This window comes from Mesorhizobium opportunistum WSM2075 (genome assembly GCF_000176035.2).
Lineage (GTDB): Bacteria > Pseudomonadota > Alphaproteobacteria > Rhizobiales > Rhizobiaceae > Mesorhizobium > Mesorhizobium opportunistum.
The window spans coordinates 3,339,227-3,359,470 of the sequence record NC_015675.1 but is presented as its reverse complement, the minus strand read 5'-3'; the positions used below and the strand labels follow the sequence as shown (position 1 = coordinate 3,359,470).

General features: G+C 65.3%; 22 protein-coding genes. 4 read left to right on the top strand and 18 right to left on the bottom strand.

Annotated elements, in window-relative coordinates; all coding sequences use genetic code 11:
- Nucleotides 1–35: 35 nt before the first annotated feature.
- The 6 genes from MESOP_RS16135 to MESOP_RS16110 all read right to left on the bottom strand — a co-directional run bounded on the left by MESOP_RS16135 (nt 36) and on the right by MESOP_RS16110 (nt 8,417).
- On the bottom strand, nt 36–917 hold the full coding sequence (locus MESOP_RS16135; protein WP_013894391.1) for an EamA family transporter: 882 nt from the start codon (nt 915–917) through the stop codon (nt 36–38).
- A gap of 199 nt (nt 918–1,116) precedes the next feature.
- Complete coding sequence (locus tag MESOP_RS16130; RefSeq protein ID WP_013894390.1) at nt 1,117–2,610, bottom strand: efflux transporter outer membrane subunit; 1,494 nt, start codon at nt 2,608–2,610, stop codon at nt 1,117–1,119.
- Nucleotides 2,611–2,620: 10 nt separating this feature from the next.
- Entirely contained in the window at nt 2,621–5,800 is a 3,180-nt protein-coding gene (locus MESOP_RS16125; protein WP_013894389.1) for an efflux RND transporter permease subunit, read from the bottom strand.
- Nucleotides 5,801–5,803: 3 nt separating this feature from the next.
- The gene (locus MESOP_RS16120) at nt 5,804–7,072 is read right to left on the bottom strand and encodes an efflux RND transporter periplasmic adaptor subunit (protein ID WP_041164727.1); all 1,269 of its coding nucleotides are present in this window, start codon (nt 7,070–7,072) and stop codon (nt 5,804–5,806) included.
- A 277-nt stretch (nt 7,073–7,349) separates the two neighbouring features.
- On the bottom strand, nt 7,350–7,559 hold the full coding sequence (locus tag MESOP_RS16115; protein ID WP_013894387.1) for a hypothetical protein: 210 nt from the start codon (nt 7,557–7,559) through the stop codon (nt 7,350–7,352).
- A gap of 120 nt (nt 7,560–7,679) precedes the next feature.
- On the bottom strand, nt 7,680–8,417 hold the full coding sequence (locus MESOP_RS16110) for a hypothetical protein (protein ID WP_013894386.1): 738 nt from the start codon (nt 8,415–8,417) through the stop codon (nt 7,680–7,682).
- Nucleotides 8,418–8,630: 213 nt separating this feature from the next.
- Between MESOP_RS16110 and MESOP_RS16105 the strand changes: the two genes are divergently transcribed.
- Together MESOP_RS16105 and MESOP_RS16100 are read left to right on the top strand one after the other, a co-directional pair.
- Nucleotides 8,631–9,359 (top strand): response regulator, encoded by a 729-nt coding sequence (locus MESOP_RS16105; protein ID WP_041164725.1) that lies wholly within the window; start codon nt 8,631–8,633, stop codon nt 9,357–9,359.
- Nucleotides 9,356–10,597, top strand: coding sequence for an ATP-binding protein (locus tag MESOP_RS16100; protein ID WP_013894384.1), 1,242 nt, complete (start codon nt 9,356–9,358; stop codon nt 10,595–10,597). Before MESOP_RS16105 ends, MESOP_RS16100 begins: the two co-directional genes overlap by 4 nt.
- 179 nt (nt 10,598–10,776) lie before the next feature.
- On the opposite strand, the gene minE is transcribed toward MESOP_RS16100, so the two are convergent.
- The 4 genes from minE to MESOP_RS16080 form a co-directional block, all read right to left on the bottom strand.
- Nucleotides 10,777–11,049, bottom strand: coding sequence for a cell division topological specificity factor MinE (minE, locus tag MESOP_RS16095; protein WP_013894383.1), 273 nt, complete (start codon nt 11,047–11,049; stop codon nt 10,777–10,779).
- Nucleotides 11,046–11,861, bottom strand: coding sequence for a septum site-determining protein MinD (gene minD, locus MESOP_RS16090; RefSeq protein ID WP_013894382.1), 816 nt, complete (start codon nt 11,859–11,861; stop codon nt 11,046–11,048). Before minD ends, minE begins: the two co-directional genes overlap by 4 nt.
- 69 nt (nt 11,862–11,930) lie before the next feature.
- Nucleotides 11,931–12,749 (bottom strand): septum site-determining protein MinC, encoded by an 819-nt coding sequence (gene minC / locus MESOP_RS16085; RefSeq protein ID WP_013894381.1) that lies wholly within the window; start codon nt 12,747–12,749, stop codon nt 11,931–11,933.
- Between the two features lie 127 nt (nt 12,750–12,876).
- Nucleotides 12,877–14,280 carry a coiled-coil domain-containing protein gene (locus MESOP_RS16080; RefSeq protein ID WP_013894380.1) on the bottom strand — a complete coding sequence of 468 codons (1,404 nt, stop codon included), beginning with the start codon at nt 14,278–14,280 and terminating at the stop codon, nt 12,877–12,879.
- 111 nt (nt 14,281–14,391) lie between these two features.
- On the opposite strand from MESOP_RS16080, the gene MESOP_RS35640 reads away from it, so the two are divergent.
- The gene (locus MESOP_RS35640) at nt 14,392–14,583 is read left to right on the top strand and encodes a hypothetical protein (protein ID WP_041164154.1); all 192 of its coding nucleotides are present in this window, start codon (nt 14,392–14,394) and stop codon (nt 14,581–14,583) included.
- Between the two features lie 38 nt (nt 14,584–14,621).
- Nucleotides 14,622–15,581 (top strand): DMT family transporter, encoded by a 960-nt coding sequence (locus tag MESOP_RS16070; RefSeq protein WP_013894379.1) that lies wholly within the window; start codon nt 14,622–14,624, stop codon nt 15,579–15,581.
- A gap of 96 nt (nt 15,582–15,677) precedes the next feature.
- On the opposite strand, the gene MESOP_RS34675 is transcribed toward MESOP_RS16070, so the two are convergent.
- From MESOP_RS34675 to MESOP_RS16035, 8 genes are all read right to left on the bottom strand, one after another.
- A complete protein-coding gene (locus MESOP_RS34675) occupies nt 15,678–15,827 on the bottom strand; it encodes a hypothetical protein (RefSeq protein WP_013894378.1) in 150 nt (49 codons plus the stop codon).
- A complete protein-coding gene (locus tag MESOP_RS16065) occupies nt 15,824–16,153 on the bottom strand; it encodes a DUF2934 domain-containing protein (protein ID WP_013894377.1) in 330 nt (109 codons plus the stop codon). The genes MESOP_RS34675 and MESOP_RS16065 overlap by 4 nt, the downstream gene beginning before the upstream one ends.
- A gap of 103 nt (nt 16,154–16,256) precedes the next feature.
- On the bottom strand, nt 16,257–16,844 hold the full coding sequence (locus MESOP_RS16060; protein WP_013894376.1) for a BA14K family protein: 588 nt from the start codon (nt 16,842–16,844) through the stop codon (nt 16,257–16,259).
- Between the two features lie 180 nt (nt 16,845–17,024).
- On the bottom strand, nt 17,025–17,279 hold the full coding sequence (locus MESOP_RS16055; protein ID WP_013894375.1) for a DUF680 domain-containing protein: 255 nt from the start codon (nt 17,277–17,279) through the stop codon (nt 17,025–17,027).
- 307 nt (nt 17,280–17,586) lie between these two features.
- Nucleotides 17,587–18,111: a DoxX family protein gene (locus MESOP_RS16050; protein ID WP_013894374.1), complete on the bottom strand. Its 525-nt coding sequence runs from the start codon at nt 18,109–18,111 to the stop codon at nt 17,587–17,589.
- 262 nt (nt 18,112–18,373) lie between these two features.
- Complete coding sequence (locus MESOP_RS16045; RefSeq protein WP_013894373.1) at nt 18,374–18,853, bottom strand: tetratricopeptide repeat protein; 480 nt, start codon at nt 18,851–18,853, stop codon at nt 18,374–18,376.
- A gap of 28 nt (nt 18,854–18,881) precedes the next feature.
- Complete coding sequence (locus tag MESOP_RS16040) at nt 18,882–19,853, bottom strand: MBL fold metallo-hydrolase (RefSeq protein WP_013894372.1); 972 nt, start codon at nt 19,851–19,853, stop codon at nt 18,882–18,884.
- Between the two features lie 128 nt (nt 19,854–19,981).
- Nucleotides 19,982–20,197 (bottom strand): DUF680 domain-containing protein, encoded by a 216-nt coding sequence (locus MESOP_RS16035; RefSeq protein WP_013894371.1) that lies wholly within the window; start codon nt 20,195–20,197, stop codon nt 19,982–19,984.
- Between the last annotated feature and the right edge of the window lie 47 nt (nt 20,198–20,244).

Genomic DNA, 20,244 nt, shown 5'->3' with positions numbered 1-20,244 from the left:
GAACCAGTTTTCGCGCGTTCGCCTGCCCGCTACCCCTACTCCGGCGACGGCACCGGCGGCTTCGACGTCACTGCCGTACCGGCGGCAGCGACGATGACGGCAGCGATGCCGGCCAGTTGCGGTGCGGTCAGGCTCTCGTGCAGGAACAGGAAGCCGGCGAGCGCGCCCAGCCCCGGCTCCAGGCAGGTCAGCGTGCCGTAGATGCGGGCCGGCATCCGGGTCAGCGCCACCATCTCCAGCCAGAACGGCAGCGCGCTGGAGAACAGGCCGACGAGCAATGCGCTGACCAGGATCGATGGCGAAAGCAGTCCCATGCCGGCCTCGGCCACGCCGAAGGGCAACACCAGAACGGCGGCGATCGCCATGCCGTAGGCGGTCGTGCGCGAGCCGAGTTCCGCGCCGGCCTTCTGGGCAAGCACGATGTAGAGCGCCCAGAAGCCACCGGCCGCCAGTGCCAGCACCACCCCCACCGGGTCAAGCGGCTGCAGCGAACGGATGAACGGCGACAACAGCACGATGCCGGCGACCGCAAGCGCGATCCAGGCAAAATCGCTGGCGCGCCGCGAGGTCAGCGTCGCCACCAGCAGCGGGCCGGAGAATTCCAGCGCCACGGCAACGCCGAGCGGGATCCTGGCAAGTGCCGCGTAGAACAAGAGGTTGAGTGCTGCGAGCGTCACCCCATAGGCGATGAGCCACGGCAAGGTGGCGCGCGAAGGCCGCATCTGCCAGGGCCGCAGCACCGCGATCAGCATCAGCGCGCCGACGACGAGCCTGAGCGTCGTCGTGCCCTGTGCGCCGATCACCGGGAACAAGGTCTTGGCGAAGGTGGCACCGATCTGGATCGACACCATGGCGCCCATCAGCGCCGCGACAGGCAAAGGCGCCGCTTCGCGACTGGCAACCGGCGTCGATGTCAATTGACTTCATCCTCCCATGCCGCCCGGCGAAAACCTTCCCGGAGCATGGCAATAGGGTGAACCGGCCCGCCTGTCGTGAGGCAGCGCGGAGGCGTTGATAAGGGCACAGCCAGCCTGGCGGGCCGCCCGTTTTCATCAGCGCGCCCGTCTTGATGCCAAGTTCAGACGACAATCACGGTTCAGCATGGCCCCCCTTTGGTCACTGCGCCGCCGCCTTCGACGCCAGCCGTGGCCCGGTCTTGACGTCGACGATTTCGGGCCTGCCGCTGTCGACCGTGCCGTCCCAACCGCCGCCGAGCGCCTTGTTGAGGGCGATGTAGTTGGTCGCCAGGAGGACGCGGCTTTGCAGCAGCGAGTCTTCGGCGGAATAGAGCGAGCGCTGCGCGTCGAGCACATCGAGAAGGCTGGTCTCGCCGGCCTTGTAGAGCGTGCCTTCGAGACTCGCCGCCTCGCCGTAGGATTTCGCCGACGAGGCAAGCTTGCCGATCCGGATGCGCTCCTGCGCCATCAGCACCAGCGCATTCTCCACATCTTCCAGCGCGGTCAGCACAGAAGCCCGGTAGGCGATGAAATACTGGTCGCGCTGCGCCCGGGCGACGTCGGCCGCCGCTTGCAGCTGGCCGGCGTTGAACAGCGGCACGCTGAGCGTCGGCCCGAAGGACCAGCCGATCGACGAATTCTTGCCGAGATCGCCGAGATCGAGGGCCGCCGTGCTGATGTTTCCCGTCAGGCTGACCGACGGATAACGCGCCGCTTCTGCCTGGCCGACCTTGGCGGTGTATTGCGCGTATTGCCGCTCAGCCATGAGGACGTCGGGGCGCGACAGCAGGATGTCGGCGGGAATCCCGGTCGGCATCGGCAGGCGCGGCGACGGGATCGGCTTGCTGCGCTTCAGCCGCTCGCTGAGTGCCGCCGGCGGCCGGCCGGTCAGCACCGACAGACGATGCACGGCCTCGGCATAGCTTGCTTCCAGCGTCGGCACCGAGGCCTCGGTGCTGGCCGCCTGCCCCATCGCTTTGGCGACGTCAGCGGCCGTCGCCGACCCTGCCAGCGCCATGGTGCGGGTGAGTTCGGCGGTCTGCCGCTGCGACACGGCCGAGCGCCGGGCGAGCGCGATCCGGGCCTGGTAACCGCGCGCCTGGGTGTAAGTGGATGCGACATCGCCAACCAGGGTCAAAAGCGTCGAGCGCAATTCCTGCTCGGACGCATCCACACCATAGCGCGCGGCCTCGAGGCCCCTGCGGTTGGCGCCGAACAGGTCAAGTTCCCAGCTCGCGTCGAAGCCGGCCTGATACTCGGTGTAGGTGGCATTGCTGCCCGTCGTTGTATCGGCCGACTTGTTGCGGGTGACCGATCCGGATCCGTCCACGGATGGCAGCAATGTGGCGGCGGTCTGGCGATAGCTGGCGCGGGCCTCGCGGATCTTGGCCTTCGCGGTGGCGACGTCGAGATTGCCGGCAACCGCTTCCTCGACAAGCGTGTCGAGCTGCGGATCGCGCAGCCGCTGCCACCATCGCGACAGTTGCGCCGGCTGGACGGATTTCGTCGGCCTCTCACCGCTCCAGTTCGCCGGCATCGCCAGGATGGGCGTCCGATAGTCCGGGCCGACGACGCATCCTGCGAGCAAAACTGCCGTTATCATGGGCACGAAGAGCCGCCCCGCGGCCACCGGGCCACGTTCCAAACCTCTCATGTAAAGCTTCCTATTGCTGGTTGGCCGTCACCGGCGCCTCGCCCGTACCTTGTCCGGTATCTGGCCCAGTACTTGGCCCAGTACTTGGTTTGGCCGCCCTGCCCTTGAAGATGCGCCGCACCGTGACGAACAGCAGCGGCACCAGGAAGACGCCGATCACCGTCGCCGCGATCATGCCGCCCATGACGCCGATACCGACCGAGTTCTGCGCCCCCGAGCCGGCGCCGCTGGCGATGGCGAGCGGGGTGACGCCGAGGATGAAAGCCAGCGACGTCATCAGGATCGGCCGCGACCGTTGTCGCGCCGCCTCCAGCGTCGCCTCGACCAGCCCCATGCCGGCTGTCTGTCGCTCGATGGCGAACTCGACGATCAGGATGGCGTTCTTGGCGGCAAGGCCGATCGTGGTCAGCAGGCCGACCTTGAAATAGACGTCGTTGGTCTGGCCGAACAGCGTGGCCGCCACCAGCGCGCCGAAGATGCCGATCGGCACCGAGAGCATGACCGCGAACGGGATCGACCAGCTTTCATAAAGGGCCGCCAGGCACAGGAACACGACCAGCGCCGAGATCGCGTAGAGCGACAGCGCCTGGTTGCCGGAAAGCCGCTCCTGGTGCGACAGCCCGGTCCATTCGTGGGAATATCCGGCGGGCAGTTGCGCCATCAGCCTGTCGATCTCGTCCATCGCCGCGCCGGAGCTGATGCCCGTGGCCGCCGCGCCCTGGATCTCGACCGCCGCCGAGCCATTGTAGCGCTCGAGCCGGGGCGAGCCGAATGTCCAGTGGCTGGAGGCGAAGGCCGAGAACGGCACCATGGCGCCGCTGGCATTGCGGACCTGCCATTTGTCGAGGTCTTCCGGCTGCATGCGGAAGTTCGCATCCGACTGCATATAGACCGGCTTCACCCGCCCGCGATCGATGAAATCGTTGACGTAGTCGCTGCCCCAGGCGCTCGACAGCGTGTTGTTGATGTCGGCGAGGCTGACGCCCAGGGCGCTTGCCTTTTCCTGGTCTATGTCGACCGAGAATTGCGGCTGGTCCTCCTGGCCGTTGGGCCGAGTGTTGGCGAGCAGCTTGCTTTGCCCGGCCAAGGCCAGGAGCTGGTTGCGCGTCTGGATCAGCGCGTCATGGCCGGCGCCGTTGACGTCCTGCAGGTAGAAGTCGAAGCCGTTGGTGTTGCCAAAACCCTGGATGGCGGGAGGGGCAAGCGCGAAGACCTGCGCGTCCCTGATCTTGGAGAAGGCGCCCATGGCGCGGCCGGCGATCGCCTGCGCCGCCGAGGCCGCCGTTTTGCGCTGGCTGAAATCCTTCAGCCGCACGAAACCGATGCCGACATTCTGCCCGGCGCCGCCGAAGCCGAAGCCGGAGGCGGTGAAGACGCCTTCGACGGCGTCCTTTTCGTCATTGAGATAGTGGTCGGTCACTTGCTTCAGCACGCGCTCGGTGCGGTCCTGCGTGGCGCCGACCGGCAGTTGCACGCTGGTGATCAGGATGCCCTGGTCCTCTTCCGGCAGGAACGAGCTCGGCAGCCGGGCGAACATCCAGCCCATGGCGACGACGATGGCGAGGAAAACGGCAAGAAAGCGCCAAGACCGGTTGATGATGCCGTGCGAGCCGTCGCGATAGGCCGTCGTGCCGCGGTCGAAGGTGCGGTTGAACCAGCCGAACGGGCCGGTCTGCGTCGCATGGTCCTTGGGCGGCCGCAGGATCGTGGCGCAAAGTGCCGGCGTCAGCACCAGTGCCACCAGCACCGAGAGCACCATGGCCGAGACGATGGTCACCGAGAACTGACGGTAGATGATGCCGGTCGAGCCGCCGAAGAAGGCCATCGGCACGAACACGGCCGACAGCACGGTGGCGATGCCGATCAGCGCGCCGGTGATCTCGTGCATCGATTTTCGCGTCGCCTCTTTGGGCGGCAGTCCTTCCTCCGCCATGACGCGCTCGACATTCTCGACGACGACGATGGCGTCGTCGACCAGGAGGCCGATGGCCAGCACCATCGCGAACATGGTCAACGTGTTGACCGAATAGCCGAACAGGGAAAGCACGCCGAACGTGCCGAGCAGCACCACCGGCACGGCGATGGTCGGGATGATGGTGGCGCGCAAATTCTGCAGGAAGATGAACATCACCAGGAACACCAGCACGATCGCCTCGGCCAGCGTCTTGACCACCTCCTCGATCGACAGCCGCACGAAGGGCGACGTGTCGTAGGGGTAGACGACCTCGACGCCTTGCGGGAAGGTCGAGCTCAGCCGGTTGATCGTCGTGCGCACCGCTTCCGCCGTGCTGATGGCGTTGGCGCCCGTCGCCAGGTTGACGGCGACACCCGCCGCCGGCTTGCCGTTGTAATTGGCCTGCGTCGTGTAGCTTTCGGCGCCGAGTTCGACGGTGGCGACGTCATTGAGGCGCACCAGCGAGCCGTCGGTCTGGCTCTTTAGGATAATGTTGCGAAACTGTTCGGCGGTCTGCAGCCGGCTCTTGGCCGTCACCGTGGCGTTGAGCTGCTGGCCCTTGCGCGCTGGCAGGCCGCCGAGCTGGCCGGCCGACACCTGCGTGTTCTGCGCCTCGATGGCGGTCGCCACGTCGTTCGGCATCAGCGCGTATTTGGCGAGCTTGTCGGGGTCGAGCCAGATGCGCATGGCATAGCCGGAGCCGAAAAGCTGCGTCGAGCCGACGCCTTCGACGCGCTTCAGCGTGTCGTTGACGGTGGCGTCGACATAGTCGGCGAGATCGGTCGAGTTCATCTTGCCGTCGCTGGAGACGAAGCCGATGACCATCAGGAAGCCGGTCGAGGATTTGGAGACGGTGATGCCGTTGCTCTGCACCACTTGCGGCAGCTGCGACTGCACCAGCTGCAGCTTGTTCTGCGTCTGCACCTGTGCGGTGTCGGGATCGGCGGAGCTGGTGAAGGTCAGCGTGATCGAGGCCGAGCCGGTCGAGGTCGAGGTCGCCGTCATGTAGTCGAGATTGTCGATGCCGGTCATGCCTTGCTCGATGACCTTGGTCACCGAATTCTCCACCGTCTGCGCATCGGCGCCCGGATAGGTGGCGCTGATGTTGACCGTGGTCGGCGCGATCTGCGGATATTGCGAGATCGGCAGCGTGGTGAGCGCCAGAAGGCCGCCCAGCATGATTACGATGGCGATCACCCATGCGAAGATCGGCCGGTTGATGAAGAATAGTGACATCGCTCAGTTCCCGGTCGACTGGTTGCTGGCGGTCTTGGATGCGGCGGGCACGGCCGATGTTTGCCCGCGGTCCTTGATCTCGCCGGTCGCCTCGTCGATCGTCACCTCGACGCCCGTGGCATCGCCGCCGGGGCGTACCAGTTGCATGCCCTCGACGATGACACGGTCGCCGTCGCCGACGCCGGAATCCACCAGCCAGTTGTTGCCGACGCTGTTGCGCACCGCGAGCACACGTGTCTCGACCTTGCCCGCCGCGTTGATGACCATTGCGGTCGCCTCGCCCTTGGTGTTGCGGCTGACGCCGCGCTGCGGCACCAGGAAGCTGTTCTGGGCAACGCCCTCCTCGACCAGCGCGCGCACATACATGCCCGGCAGAAGCAGGCGGTCCGGGTTGGGGAACTCGGCGCGCAGCGCGAAGGTGCCGGTGGTCTGGTCGACATTGGCGCCGGCGAATTCCAGCTTGCCGGTCTGCTGATAGATGGTGCCGTTCTCGAGCTTCAGCTTGACGCTGACATTGGGGCCGCTGAACTTCAGCCGCCCTTCCGAGATCGCCTGGCGCAAATTGAGCAGATTGGTGCTCGACTGCGTGACGTCGACATTGATCGGATCGAGCGAACGGATCGTGGTCAGCACCGTTTCCTGGTTGGCGGTAACCAGGGCGCCCGGCGTCAGCGTCGACTTGTCGATGCGGCCGGCGATCGGCGCCGTGATCGAGGTGCGGTCGAGGCTGATGCGCGCGGTCTCCGCACTGGCCTTCGCCGATGCCACATCGGCCTGGGCCTGCGCCAGCGTGGCGGCGGCATCGTCATAATCCTGTTTGGAAACAACATTCTGCTTCAAAAGGCCGGCATAGCGGTCGAACTTGGCCTGCGCGGTCGGCACTGCCGCTTCCGCCTTCTGCTGCGACGCCACCGCGCTGTCATAGGCTGCCTTGTAGCTGGCCGGGTCGATGAGGTAGAGCGGCTGCCCGACCACCACTTCGGCGCCTTCCTTGAACAGACGCTGCTGGATGATGCCGTCCACTTGCGGGCGCACCTCGGCGATCAGCGAAGCGGCCGTGCGCCCCGGCAATTCGGCGGTGATGGCAACCGACTGCGGATGCAGCGTGACGACGCCGACTTCCGGTTTGCCGACGCCGCCCATGCCGGCGGGGGTCTTGCTCTGCTCCTGCGAACAGGCCGCCAGGACAAGGGTGGCGGCGAGCACCGCCGTCCACGGCGCGAGCCGGCGGGTCTTGGCCGACAAAGCGGACTGGCTAGGCTTGAGATGCATGGCCTCGATCTTTCGCTGGAGTTGCTGTCGCTTGAAGCTCCGGATCGCGGGAGCGGCGGAGAGTGCGTGCCGGCATGGGCAAGTTTGGTCGCCCGTCATGGCGATCGAGACGATGGGCCACGCCGGCGTGCGGGGGGCGTCGAGCAGTGCTTCGAAGCGGCCCATGTCGCGCTCCTTCTCCGCGGCCGGAGCGTACCCGAGGATCGGGGATCCGGACGAGATGCCCACCGACCCCATTATGCCCATCGACGAGAGTATGCCAACCCTCGCCCATGTCTTACGCGATCTTGCGGTCATGATGTCCGTGGCTATCGGGCTGCTGTGAAAGCGGCAGCGACAGCCGCCAGGCTGCGAAGCTCAGGCGGATCGCGCCCTTCAGCGTATCGACCGGCAGGACTGGCGGCATGGCATGGTTGGCGCGCTGGCCGAGCGAGAATCGCGGGCTCATCGATGCCATCAGCCGCAGCATCATCATGGCTTCCCACATTGCCGTGCTTCCATTTTTTGCTTTGAAACGGTGGGATGGTGCGGCCGCCATTCCCTTGAAAAAACCGGCCGGCCCGAGAACGGGTTGGGTACCGGGCCGGCCGGCGCGGCCGGTCAGGGTTCAGCCATTCCCGGGCTGGGGTGGCGGAAGCTGTCCGCCCTGGTCGGGCGGCCCTCCTGGTCCGGCTGCGTCATCCGGCGGGCCGCCCCAGGGACCGGGGGGTGGCCCGTGGCGTGGCCTGTGGGGGCGTTCCGCCGAAGCGAGGATTTCGAGCTGTTCGGGGGTGAGCTTGGTGCGCAGCTCGGCGATCGCGTCCTTCAGCTTGGCGGCCGAAGCCGCGCGCGCCGTGACCTCGTCGGCCAGTCTTTCCTGGAAGGCGAAGGCATCGGCCTTGCCGCCCGGACCCGCATCGGGACCCTTGACATCTGGACCCTTGGCCTCGGGCCCGCCGGCATCAGGACCGCCAGTGGCACCGGGGCCACGATCATGCCGTGGCGGGGTCAGCACGGCTTGCAGCGCGCTGGTATAGTCCCGCCAGGCATCGAGCTGTTCGCTGCGGATGCCGACGCGGGTCTCGAGCGCGGCCAGCCGGGCGGCGAGCATGAATTCCGGCGGCGGTCCCATGCGCCGGGGGCCAAAGCCTTCCTGCGGACCCGAGCTTTGCGGACCCCAATTTTGCGGACCATGCCGCGTCGGCCCATTCTGGCCGAACCATGGCATTGGGCCATGGTCCGGTCCACCCTGTATTGCCATCGGTGGCGCATCGCCAGGCGCCGTGGCGGGATCGGGCTGCGCCGCCAGCACGGGGTGAACCGCGGCGACGGAAAACAGGCCGAGCGCAAGAAGTCTGCTTCGCATGACGATGTTCCTTTCTCTCATGCATCGGACGGCCATGAGGATAGGAAGCCTGTTTGTCCGCTTCGCGTCGGCGTGTTGCCGAAGGTTTCCGCAAAGGGGCAATTTGTTTCCGAATGTTTCCAGCGGGCCGCCGGAAACATTGCGTTGCAATTTTCCATGCCGCTTATGCGCGCTCTCCCTATAATCACGGCCATTACGGGCAAGGGCACGATGATGCAGTCACAACCCCATATCCTCGTCGTTGACGACGATCGCGAGATCAGGACGCTTCTCGGCCGCTACCTCGACGGCCAGGGCTTTCGCGTCTCGGTGGCGGCGGACCGGCGTGAGTGCGAGCAGAAGCTGGGTCTCGGCCAGTTCGACCTCATCGTCCTCGACGTCATGCTGCCTGATGGTTCGGGGCTCGACATCTGCCGTGCCTTGCGCGATCGCAAGCCGCACATTCCGGTGATCCTGCTGACGGCGCTGAAGGAGGATGTCGACCGCATCATCGGTCTCGAACTCGGCGCCGACGACTATCTCGGCAAGCCGTTCAACCCGCGCGAACTTACCGCCCGCATCCGCGCCGTGCTGCGGCGCTCGACGCCCGAGGACGCGCCCGCCCCGCCTCGCGCCCGCATCTATCGCTTCGCCAGCTACCGGCTGGAGCCGGACACCCGCAAGGTGACGGACGCGCAAGGCGCGGCTGTCGACCTCACAGGCGCCGAGTTCGACCTTTTGCAAGTGTTCCTCGACCGTCCCGGCCGGCTTTTGTCGCGCGACCAGCTGCTTGATCTCACGCAAGGCCGCGAACGCGACCCGCTCGAACGCTCGGTCGACGTGCTGATGAGCCGACTGCGCCGCAAATTCACCGACACCGGCGACGGGCCGCTGTTCAAGACGGTGCGCAATGGCGGCTACCAGCTCACCGCGCGTGTCGAGACGGTGGAGGCGCAGGCGTGAACTCGCTGCGCCGCCGCCTCATCCTGCTGCTGGTCGCCTCGATCGTCGGCGTCGTCGGCTTGGCGACGGCCGCCGTCATCAGCGTGCGCGGCGGCGGGCCGCCGCCGGAGCTGACCGTGCCCTGGGTCGCCCAACAGATGGAACTGGTGGTGCGGCTGCTGCCCGGCCCTATTCCGGATGTGCTGCGCGTGCAATTCAGCGACGGTCCGGCCGACGGCAAGGTGGACCGGCCGAAGACCGCCATGCTCAACGATCTGCTGCGCCGTCGCGGTTTCGACCTGCTGGCCATCGTCAGCGACAGGCCGGACGCGCCCGGCCAGCATGCCTCGGTGCGCCTGCCCGATAGCCGCTGGGCGATCGTAGAGATTCCCCATATCGATCCGCCCGGGCGCGAGTGGCTGGTGCTGGCCGGCTGGATATCGCTGATCGTGGCCGGCGCCACCGCCGTCTCGGTCTACTTCACCTCGGTGCTCATCCGGCCGCTGGAGATGCTGGAAACAGCCGTCTCCAAGATCGGCAGCGACGGCGTGCTGGCGGCGGTGCCCGAAGTCGGTTCTGCCGAGGTCAAGGCGACGGCGCATGCGCTGAACCAGCTTTCGTCGCGGCTGCGGACCGCCATGGAAAGCCGCATGCGGCTGGTGGCCGCCGCCGGTCACGACCTGCGCACGCCGATGACGCGCATGCGGCTGCGCGCCGAATTCCTCGACGAGGAGCGTGACAAATGGCTTCACGACCTCGACGAACTCGACCGCATCGCCGACAGCGCCATCCGTCTGGTGCGCGAGGAGGTGAACCAGGACGCCGTCGAACCGCTCGACCTGGAAAAGATGGTGCACGACATATCGGCCGAAATGGTCATGCTCGGCCATGCCGTCTCCATCGGCCACCTCGACAAGGTTTCGGTGCGCGCCGGCGCGCTCGGCCTGCGCCGGGCGCTGCGCAACCTGATCGTCAACGCCGCCACCCACGGCAAGGCCTGCAGCGTGGATCTTGCCATCGCCGGCAAGCGCGCCGTGCTGACCATTTCCGACAACGGGCCGGGCATCCCGCCCGACCTCATCAACAAGGCCTTCGAGCCCTTCTTCCGCGTCGACCCCGGCCGCCAGCAATCCGTTCCCGGCGCCGGTCTGGGCCTTGCCATCGCCAAGGAGATCATCGAGCGCTACGGGGGAACCGTAACGCTGGAGAACCGAACGGGCGGCGGGCTGGCGCAGACGGTTGTGTTCGACGCGGTGTGAGGCGCTGGCTCCCCACCTCCCCCTTGTGGGGAGGTCGGACCGCAGGTCCGGGTGGGGGTGCTGGTGCTGGCCTTGCAGGAGATAGATCTCGCAACGTCGCGCTGCCCCCACCCCGTCCCGCAATCTCCACTTCGCTGCGACTGCGAGCCGACCCTCCCCACAAGGGGGAGGGTGAAAAGCTAGGCCGAGATCGCCATCGGCACGGCGCTCTTGTTGGGGATCTGGATGTCGATTTCCAGCGTCGACATGGTCTCGCCGCGGTCCATGGAGATTTGCAGGTAATCCTGGTCGATCTGCACATGCTTGGCGATGACGGCCATGATCTCCTCGCGCAGGATGGAGACGAGGTCGGGCTGGTTGCGGTTGCGGCGCTCATAGGCCAGCAGCACCTGCAGCCGCTCGCGCGCCACCGGCGCACTGGAGCGCCGCTTGAAAATGTCGAGCAGGTTCATGCCGCCCTCCTTCCCAAAAGACGATCGAGAAAGCCCTTGCGTTCGAAGGGCACGATGACAGGCAGGTCCTCGCCTTCCAGCCGCCTTGCGGCATCGAGGTAAGCCTTGGCCGCGGTGTTGAGCGGCTCGGACAGCGTGACCGGCGCGCCGAGGTTGGAGGCCCTGAGCACATCCTGGCTCTCCGGAATGATGCCGAGCAGCGGCACCGACAGGATTTCCAGCACGTCGTCGATGGAGAGCATTTCACCCCGCGCGGCCCGCCCCGCGTCATAGCGGGTGACCAGCACGTGCTTGGCGATCTGCTCGCCCTGTTCGGCGCGCATGGTGCGGGCGTCGAGCAGGCCGATGATGCGGTCGGAATCGCGCACCGACGACACTTCCGGATTGGTGACGATGACCGCCTCGTCGGCAAAGCGCATGGCGAGCTGCGCGCCGCGCTCGATGCCGGCCGGGCTGTCGCAGAACACGTAGTCGAACACCGAGCGCAGCTTGTCGATGACTTCGCCGACGCCTTCCTCGGTCAGCGCATCCTTGTCGCGCGTCTGCGAGGCCGGCAGCAGGAACAGCGTCTCGACGCGCTTGTCGCGGATCAGCGCCTGCGACAGCTTGGCCGTGCCCTGGATGACATTGACGAGGTCGAACACCACGCGCCGCTCGGCGCCCATGATCAGGTCGAGATTGCGCAGGCCGACGTCGAAATCGACGAGCGCCACCTTCTTGCCGGTCTTGGCCACGGCCGCTCCAAGCGCTGCCGTCGAGGTGGTCTTGCCGACGCCCCCCTTGCCCGAAGTGACCACCACTACCTTGCCCATCAAAAAAGCCTCCGTTGTTGTCGTTTGTTATCTCGGGCCGGCTTGCCGGCCTTTGTCTCAGTCAGCGCTTTAGCTCAATGTCTCGACACGCAGGCCCTCGCCGTCGAGGAAGGCCTGCACCGGTTTGCCGCGCGACACGCCTTCCATTTCCTCGGCGGTGATGTACCAGCCGTCGACCGACAGAAGCTCGGCCTCATTGCGGCGGCAGAAGATGCGCGCGGCGGTGTTGCCGAGCGCCCCCGCCGAAGCACGCCCGCGCAGGGTGCCATAGACATGGATCGAGCCGGCCGCCACGATCTCCGAACCCGACGCGACCGAGCCGAGCACGATGACATCGCCATGCGGATGCATGATCGCCTGGCCGGAGCGGATGGGCGCCTTGATCATCAGCGTGCCCGAATCGTAATGCCCAGCCTGCGGCTCGCTTTCATCGGTCTTGCTTGCGCCAGCCTTGCCCTTGCCAGCCGCACCTGCTTCTGTGCGCGTTTCCGGCACCTCGGCCTTGTCCGAAACCTGGACTTTGTCCGAAACCTCCGCCCTGCCCTTGCGGCCAGGCAGCAGCCCATCCGTCGTCGCCTCCTTGGCGCCGACCAAAACCGGCGGCAGATCGGCGTCGAGCGACGCGCCTTCAAGCTCGATGGCATAGATGCGGATGCCGCGCGTGCCGAGTTCAGCCACCAGCGCCGCGATATCGCTTGGGTCCGGCTTCAAAGTGTTCAAATCGAGCAGCACCGGCCGCCCGGCAAAATAGCCCGGCGAGTTGCCGATCCAGTGATCCAGCCCCTGCAGCCACTCCGAAAGCGGCATCTCCGGCGTCAGCGTGAAAGCGACGAAAGAGCGAGCCCGAAAGCGAATGGATTTGGCCTCGAGGGGAGCGGCAAAGGTCACGGCTGGCGAATCCTTACTGAGAGGTAAACGCTAGCGAGGGAATGGTTAACGAATGGTTAATGAGGGGTGAGCAACTTATCTCGTCGCAACGATGTTCCCGCGGCGACACCGGTTTCCGGGCATTGCGCTACCCAGCATTAGCGCGCATCTGACGTCGAGATGTGCGCCTCGCGCGCGGCGCAGCTTCGACGATATGTCCATTTGTGGGCAACACAGCGTCTTTGCGCGATCTCGCGTCGGTCACTCGGTGCAACCGCTCGTAGGGCAGCAATTCCTTAATGCGCGCGTCAAGAGTCACGATTTCGGCGCGCAGATCTTCGCATTCCTGCCTCTGGATATCGAGCTGTATCTGGTCTGAAGCCAGTTGCAATGAGAGCTCCGATAGGTTGGTGCTGACCGCCGACAGGTTTTTCTTGTCGCCTTCGCTCTCAATTTTGAGAGCGACAAGCCTTTCCTCCGCGATCCGGCGCTCGGTCGCGAAATCGTTAGCCTGGGTTCTGAGCAGGGTGATCTCGGCGGAGGTTTCGCTGCTGTCGCTGGATGCCTTCTCCAGCCTCGATCGCAACTCCTCTATCTCGGAACGCAGGCCGCGCATCTCCGCGTGGGCGCGCGCCCGTTCGGCAGCGCTGTCGCTTTCCACGATGCGGGCCGCCTCGGTTGCCTCGGCAAGCTGGGCATGCGTGGTCTCCAGTGACTTCTGCAGCCGGGCTCCTTCCTTCTCGTGCCTGCCGAGTTGGCCCAACAGCTCGGCTATGTGCGCGGTTTCGTTGGCGTGAGTTGCCGCGAACTCGTCCAGTTTATGCCGAGCCTCGGTCTCCCGCTTTTGCGCCTGCTCGAGCTCGACCGAAAGGCCGACCTGCTTTTCGCGCAGCAGCTTGTTCTCGCTTGCGCGTCTGTCGACCTCGACGGTTTTGACGGTCAGAGCCTTGACGATCTCGCCGAACTGCGTTTCGCGCCTTGCACTCTCATTGCCCATTTCCACGAGCTCGAGCCGTGCCTTCGCAAGCGCTGTACGCAGCGACTCGCGGTCCTGGACTATGCCGGCCTCGCGCTGTTGCCAGACCTCGGCTGCACGGTCGAGTTCGCGCAGCTTGCGGGTGGTGTCGAGCAATTGTTCCGACAAGGTCTTGTGTTCCGTCGTCAAAGCGATATTGGCCAGTTCCAACTCATTGGCCCTTAGGGTGTCGCGATACAGGACGTTCAGAACCTCGCGCGTCATGCGATGCGCGGTGGCTATCTCGGCCAATCTGGTTTCGATCTCTTCCAAGTGGCCTTGCCCGTCCCGGAAAAGGCCGGCGACGGCCTCCAGGGCAGCAAGCCGGGTCTGTGTGTGCGGCGTCAACCTCACGGACGGCGCGTCGCTTTCGCCTTCAGCAGGGCCAGTGTCCTCGTTTGCCGGCACTTCCGCATCTTCGGAACCCTGCCCATTGGTCGAAAGGCAGTCCTCGATTGCTTCCGCCAGATCCGATTGGAATTCCTGAAATTCCTTGTCTACGTTCTCGGCCCGCTTGATTAGAGATTTGAAACTCATCACGACACACCCCTTACGCTCGACAACACACCTTACCCTAGCTTCCGGGAACGCTTAACGAATTGCTAATATACAGCATTACCTGCCATTCCGGAAGGGCTCGAGGCTGCCATGGCCGATCCTGCCGGCCGAATGGACGAGATCATCCAGAAGTATGACGAGGCGCAGCGCCGGTTCGAGGAGCTCGACGGATACGAGCGGCGACAGCCACGATGCTGTTCTCGTCAGGCGACGGGACAGCTACCTTTAACGGCCGAAATGAGGCGCAAAGCCGCCATTGTACTCGGCGGAGATGGCCATTAGGAGTAGTACGGCCGAGGTCATCGAAGGGGAGGCATGACATGCAGGCAATGCCGATAGCGCATCAAGCCGCGCAACCCGTGCTCGGCCCCATATCCTCCATGACCGGCTATCCGGCCGCAGTCCTGTGCTGGCTGCTTTCGGCTGGCGTCTATATCGCGGCCAAATGGGTGGCGCCTGAAATGCCGCCCTGGGGCCTCTGCTTCTGGCGGCTGACGCTTGCTTGCGCCATCCTGCTGCCGATCGTGCACCGTCATCACGACGCGATGATCGGCCTTTTGCGAACGCGCGCCGTGGAGGTCGTCGCCGTCGGGGCGATCGGCCTGACGCTCTGCCAGGGCATGATCTACCATGGCCTCAGCCACACCGACGCCACCACGGCGGGCATCATCATGGCGCTGTCGCCTGTCATGACGATGGTGCTCGCCCGTTTCGTGCTTGGCGAGCCGCTCGGGCTGTGGAAGTCGCTTGGCGCCCTGGTTGCGCTTGCCGGGATGATTTTCATCGTTGCCCACGGCAACCTGGCGGCGCTGCTGCAACTCAAGGTCAACGCCGGCGAGTTGTGGATCGTCGGCAGCGCGTTCTGCTGGGGTCTGTACACCGTGCTTTTGCGCCGTGCCAAATTCGGCATCGAACTCCTGCCGATGGTCGTGCTGCTGCTCGGCGCCGGTGCGCTGGTCGCCTTGCCTTTCCATGTGTGGGAATTGTTCAACGACGAACGCTCCGCCATGGACATCGACAGCGTTCTCGCGCTCGCCTATCTGGCAGGCCCCGGCGGCGCCTTGATGTACTATCTCTACAACAAAAGCGTGGAAACGCTCGGCGCGAGCCGGGCGAGCATGCTGCTCTACCTGCAGACGGTGTTCGTCGCCATGCTCGCCTATCTGCTGCTTGGCGAGGGCTTGCACGATTACGATCTGGTCGGTGCTGCCTTCATTGTCGCCGGCATCGTACTCGCCACCGTGGTCAAATCCAGGCCAGCTCAACCCCGCGTGGCGTAGAAATCCTGACGGGATCAGGCGCAAAGCCGCCTTTGTATTCAGCGGAAGTAACCAGTCTCAGTGGTGCGTCACCGTCGCGACAGTCAGAGGTACCCCTCAATGCCGCTTGAAATACTGCACCTCCCGCTCATGCTTCTCCGCCGCCTCGCGCGTCTCGAATGTGCCCAGGTTCCGCCGCTTCCCGGTCTTCTCATCCTTCTTGCGCGAATAGAGCCGGTATTTCCCGTCCTTGAGTTTCCTGATCATTTCGCCTGGCCCTCCTGAGGCGTGCGCCGCCTTTTGAGACTGCGCGCGGCTTGTTCAAGGGCGGCGCGGTCGGTGCCCAGGCGATCGATCAGGTCCTGCGCCTCGTCGCCCGATATGCCGGTGCGCACCGCCAGTTCCTCCACCGTCAGCACGTCGGCGCTGGCGATCTCACGCGGCAACGCGTCACCGGCCGTCAACGGCAGTGCCGCCTCGCGATCGATCTCGGCTTCGGCCCGGTGCCAGTGATCCTCGGGATCGCCGCCGCCTTCACGCTGCCAGATCTGGTATGCGCGCTGCTGGATCTTCTCGTGCCGGTCATCGTCCATGGTCGTTCCTCCTCTGGGCATTGAGGCCGATCCGAACGATCCCAGAAATCGCGCGGTCGCAGTCGCTCCCGGCGGCCTTCGTCGTGTGCCAGCCCGCTGCCGGCTACTCGCATTGGCGTCTCGGCCCGCCGGAATAGGGCTGGTAGCTGTTGTCTTCCGGCCGATAGGAGCGGTAGCGGCTGAAGCAGGAGGCAACATGGTCGTCGTCGCCGGCGGCCGCGTAAGCGCCCAGCCCCGGGCCCTCGGCATAGCTGGCCTCGGCGGCGGGCGGCGCGGTGCGGTCGGCGGCGAGATAGGGCGAGACGCAGGTGCGCTGCTGCCCGCTATAGGACATGTAGCTGTTGTCGTCGGGATTGTAGGAGCGGTAACGGTTGGCGCACCAGGCGAGATGCGGCGGCGGCAGTTCGGCCGGCGCGATAGCGCCGGTGACGGTGGGATCTGGCTGCTGCTTGGTTGGTTCCTTGGCGGCGATGTCGGCAGGCGCGGGCTGCTCGGCCGGCACGCGTTCGAGGTTCTGTGCCGCCTTGTTCACCGGCCGCGCCTTCTTGGTCCACAGCTCCGCCACGCTGACGGTGGGCCTTGCTTCGCGCGCGGGTTTGGCGGCGAGCAGCCAGGCTGCGAAAACCAACCCGCTGCCGAACACCGCAAGGGTCAGCACGAAGCCACAGACCAGTCCCAAAAATGCTTTCACGCCACGCTCCTTGCGCCCCTGCTAATAGAATGCGGGACGTCAAGGCTTGTTCCAGAAAAGCACGCGCGGCGGGCGCATCGCTGATCGGTCCGCTGGAGCAGGAATGGAGCGAGCCATTCAGGCAGAGAAACGATCCAGGCGGCGACCGCCGCCTGGATGCCGGCCATGGCGGCCGGTTTGTTATCGGTTGCCCCAGATGCCCTGGCCATAGCCCGGTGCGGGCATGCTGGAGTTCGCACTTCCCTCAACCGCGCTGCCGGTGATGCCCTTGGTGCCGCTCATGTCGGGCGCACCGCCGGACATCATCGAATGGGTCGTCGTGGTCGGATAGCTGCCGGCGGCCGGGACATAGTCCGTGCCGAAGTGGTCGCTGCCGGCAAAAGCCGTGCCGGAGGCAAACAGAACCGCGGCAATGGTAAGAACGATCTTCTTCATTTCAATTCTCCATCTTTCTAAAGTTGATGACAGGACCTCAACGCGCCGCCCGCACCGCGTTCCCGAGGCTGTCTCTACATTTTCATCAGGCGAAACCGGCCAGCCGCTATCCCCACGGGGTCCGCGGCGGCAGGTTGCTCAGCGCATGATCGTCTTGGGTTCGTCGTGCGCTGTTGGCCGCTTTATAGGGCCGTGGTGTGTGCGCAAGCGTGGTAGCCGGCGTGGTAGGAACCGCCGCAACAGTGGAATTTTGCGTGGAATGCAGCAGACAAGTGCTGCGCCTGGGCCGCGAGGGTTCGGGCGCCCCTCAAATCGGCAGCTTCACCTCGCCCACCCACATGTGGTTCTCCACCGCCAGCAGCGCCGCCGCCATCTCCTTGTCGCGCTGTCGCTTGTGCAAATAGAGCGCCACCAGCCGGTCCAGCGAGAACCTGCCGGCACCGACGGCGGCCAGCACGAACATGCCGCCGGATATGGCCAGGTCCTTTTCGAAATGCAGTAGCTCGTTCTGGCTGGCGAAGTTGGTGTGGAACAGCATGGCCGTCGCCAGGCAGAACAGGCCGAGCCCGATGGCGCCCAACCGCGTCAGCAGGCCGGATGCGATCGAGAGCCCTGCCCCCAGTTGCAGCGCGATGGTGGCGACGAACAGCGGCAGGCCGACGCCCAATGCCGCCATCGCCTTTGCGGCGGCATCGAAATGGGTGGCGAGCGTTGCGCCCTCATGCAGGAAGATGAGGGACAGAAGCAGGCGGCCGGCAAGCAGGGTCACATCCCCAGCGTGGTATTTCGTGGCGAGCGCGTGCAACCGGGCGATACGTTCGGTCAATGTCATGGTCGGTCTCCGATATTTTGATACAGGCAGGCGCCCGCTCTGCAAGGGCGCTTGCCAGCGTGCGATGTTCGAAAGGGCCGGAGCCGGCTCGAGGGAGAGGCGCCGGCTCCGGCAACGGGCGTCAGCCACGAGCGCCCAAACTGCCCCCGAGGGGAGATGTGGGAAGCGTCAACGTTGGCCCCTCCTCTCCCCTCGGGGAGAGGTCGGATTGCCCCGAATTGCTCTTGGCAATTCGGTCTTGGCAATCCGGGTGAGGGGGAACTTACTGCGTCACCTTGGTGTCGATGGCTTTCTGCAGGTCGGAAAGCTCCTCGCAGCCGGCGGGGCACAGTTTCTGCAGCGACGCCAGTTGCTCCTGCGCCTTGGCCATGTCGCCGGTCTCGACATAGAGCTCGCCCAGATATTCGCGGGCGGCCTTGTGGTCGGGCTTCAGCTCCAGCGCCTTGTTGTAGTAGGTCAGCGCGGTGGTGAAGTCGCCGGTCTTGCGCAGCGTGAAGCCGAGCAGGTTGTAGACATCGGCCTGCTGGTTGTCCTGCGCGAGATCGCGCAAATCGGCCAGCGCGCCCTTGTAGTCCTTGGCGGCGATCTTGGCCTGCACGGCGGTGAGATCGGGCGCATCGGTGCCCTCGATGTCATCGACGGCATAGGCCGGCATGATCGTCGCGACGGGAACCACGGTCAGCACGGCAATGGCGCCGAGCAGACCGTACAGGGCGTGTCTGCCCAAGAAGGATTGTTTCATTGTCTTTCTCGCTTGTCGGTTACCGTGATCAAATCTGCACGGGCGTGAAAGCGTAAGCGCTGCCATCCTTCACGAAGACGCCGGTGCCGGGGAATGGGAAATGCGACCCGGAAATGCGGATGTTGTCCGCGATCACCCGGTCGACGATCTTGTGGCGCGTGGCGATCGCGGTCGGCCCGTCCTGGTCGTAGGCGCCCTGCCACTCCGGATGCGGCGCCAGAAGGGCCGGCACATACATGGTGTCGGCCGAGATCATCAGCTGCTCCCCACCGGAATTGGCGAGGTAGACCGAGTGGCCGGGCGTGTGGCCGGGTGCGGCGATGATCTGGATGCCGGGCGCGACTTCGGCGCCGTCCTCGACCAGCTTCCAGTTCTTCCATTTCGAAAAATTCTCGGCGATGCGCTTGCCCGCCGGCTTGCGGCCCTCGGGCAGCTTGGCCAGCCGGCTGGGGTCGGTCCACCAATTGTATTCGGTGGCGTTGACGATCAGCTCGGCATTGGGGAACACCGGCGTGTTGGTGCCCTTCTCCATCAGGCCCCAGACATGATCGGGGTGGAAATGCGAGATCATGATGGTGTCGATCGCCTTGTAGTCGATGCCGGCGGCGGCCATGTTGGCCGGCAAATGCGTGGCGTTGGCCTGCCACTGGCCGACACCCGAGCCGGCATCCATCATGATCAGCCGACCGCCCATCTTGAGCACGACGACGGTGAGCGGGATGGGCATGAACTCGGTGGGCAGCCCGGCTTTGGCAAGAGCCGCCTTGGTGTCGTCGACCGATACATCCTTGATGAAGGCCGGGTCGTGCGGCTTGCGCCAGATGCCGTCATAGACGGCGGTGACCTCGATATCGCCGACCTTGTATTTGTAGAAGCCTACGGTCGGCTCAACCGGTGTTTGCGCGAAAGCCGGGCGTATGAATTCCAGCTTTCCGGCAAGGCCGAAAGCGGCGGCGGCGGCTGCTGATTGAAGCACTGTGCGACGTGTCATGCTGAACATGGTGGTCTCTCCTTTGGGTTGCGTGGCGGAAGGCAAAAATCGGAAGAAATGACGGAGGGCCAAGCCCCTGGCCCTCCGTCCTGATGCGGTGAGGCGCGCCGTCGGGATCCGGCGCGACGCTCATGAACTCAGCGGCCCCAGATGCCCTGGCCGGGTTCTTCCGCATCGGATTTCATCGACGCCTGCGTGTCGTGCCGAACCATGTCCGCCTCGCGAGTGGAGGCAGTGTAGGTGTTGTCGGTGGTTGCGGTGGCCTGGGTGCTCGTGCCGAAATGGTCGCTGCCGGCAAAGGCAGAACTCGAGGCAAGCAACATCGCAGCCACGCTGAGAGCGAGCTTGGTCATTTCCGATAAATCCTTGTTCCGTTTCTTCAGGTCGCGGGCCGCTGGAT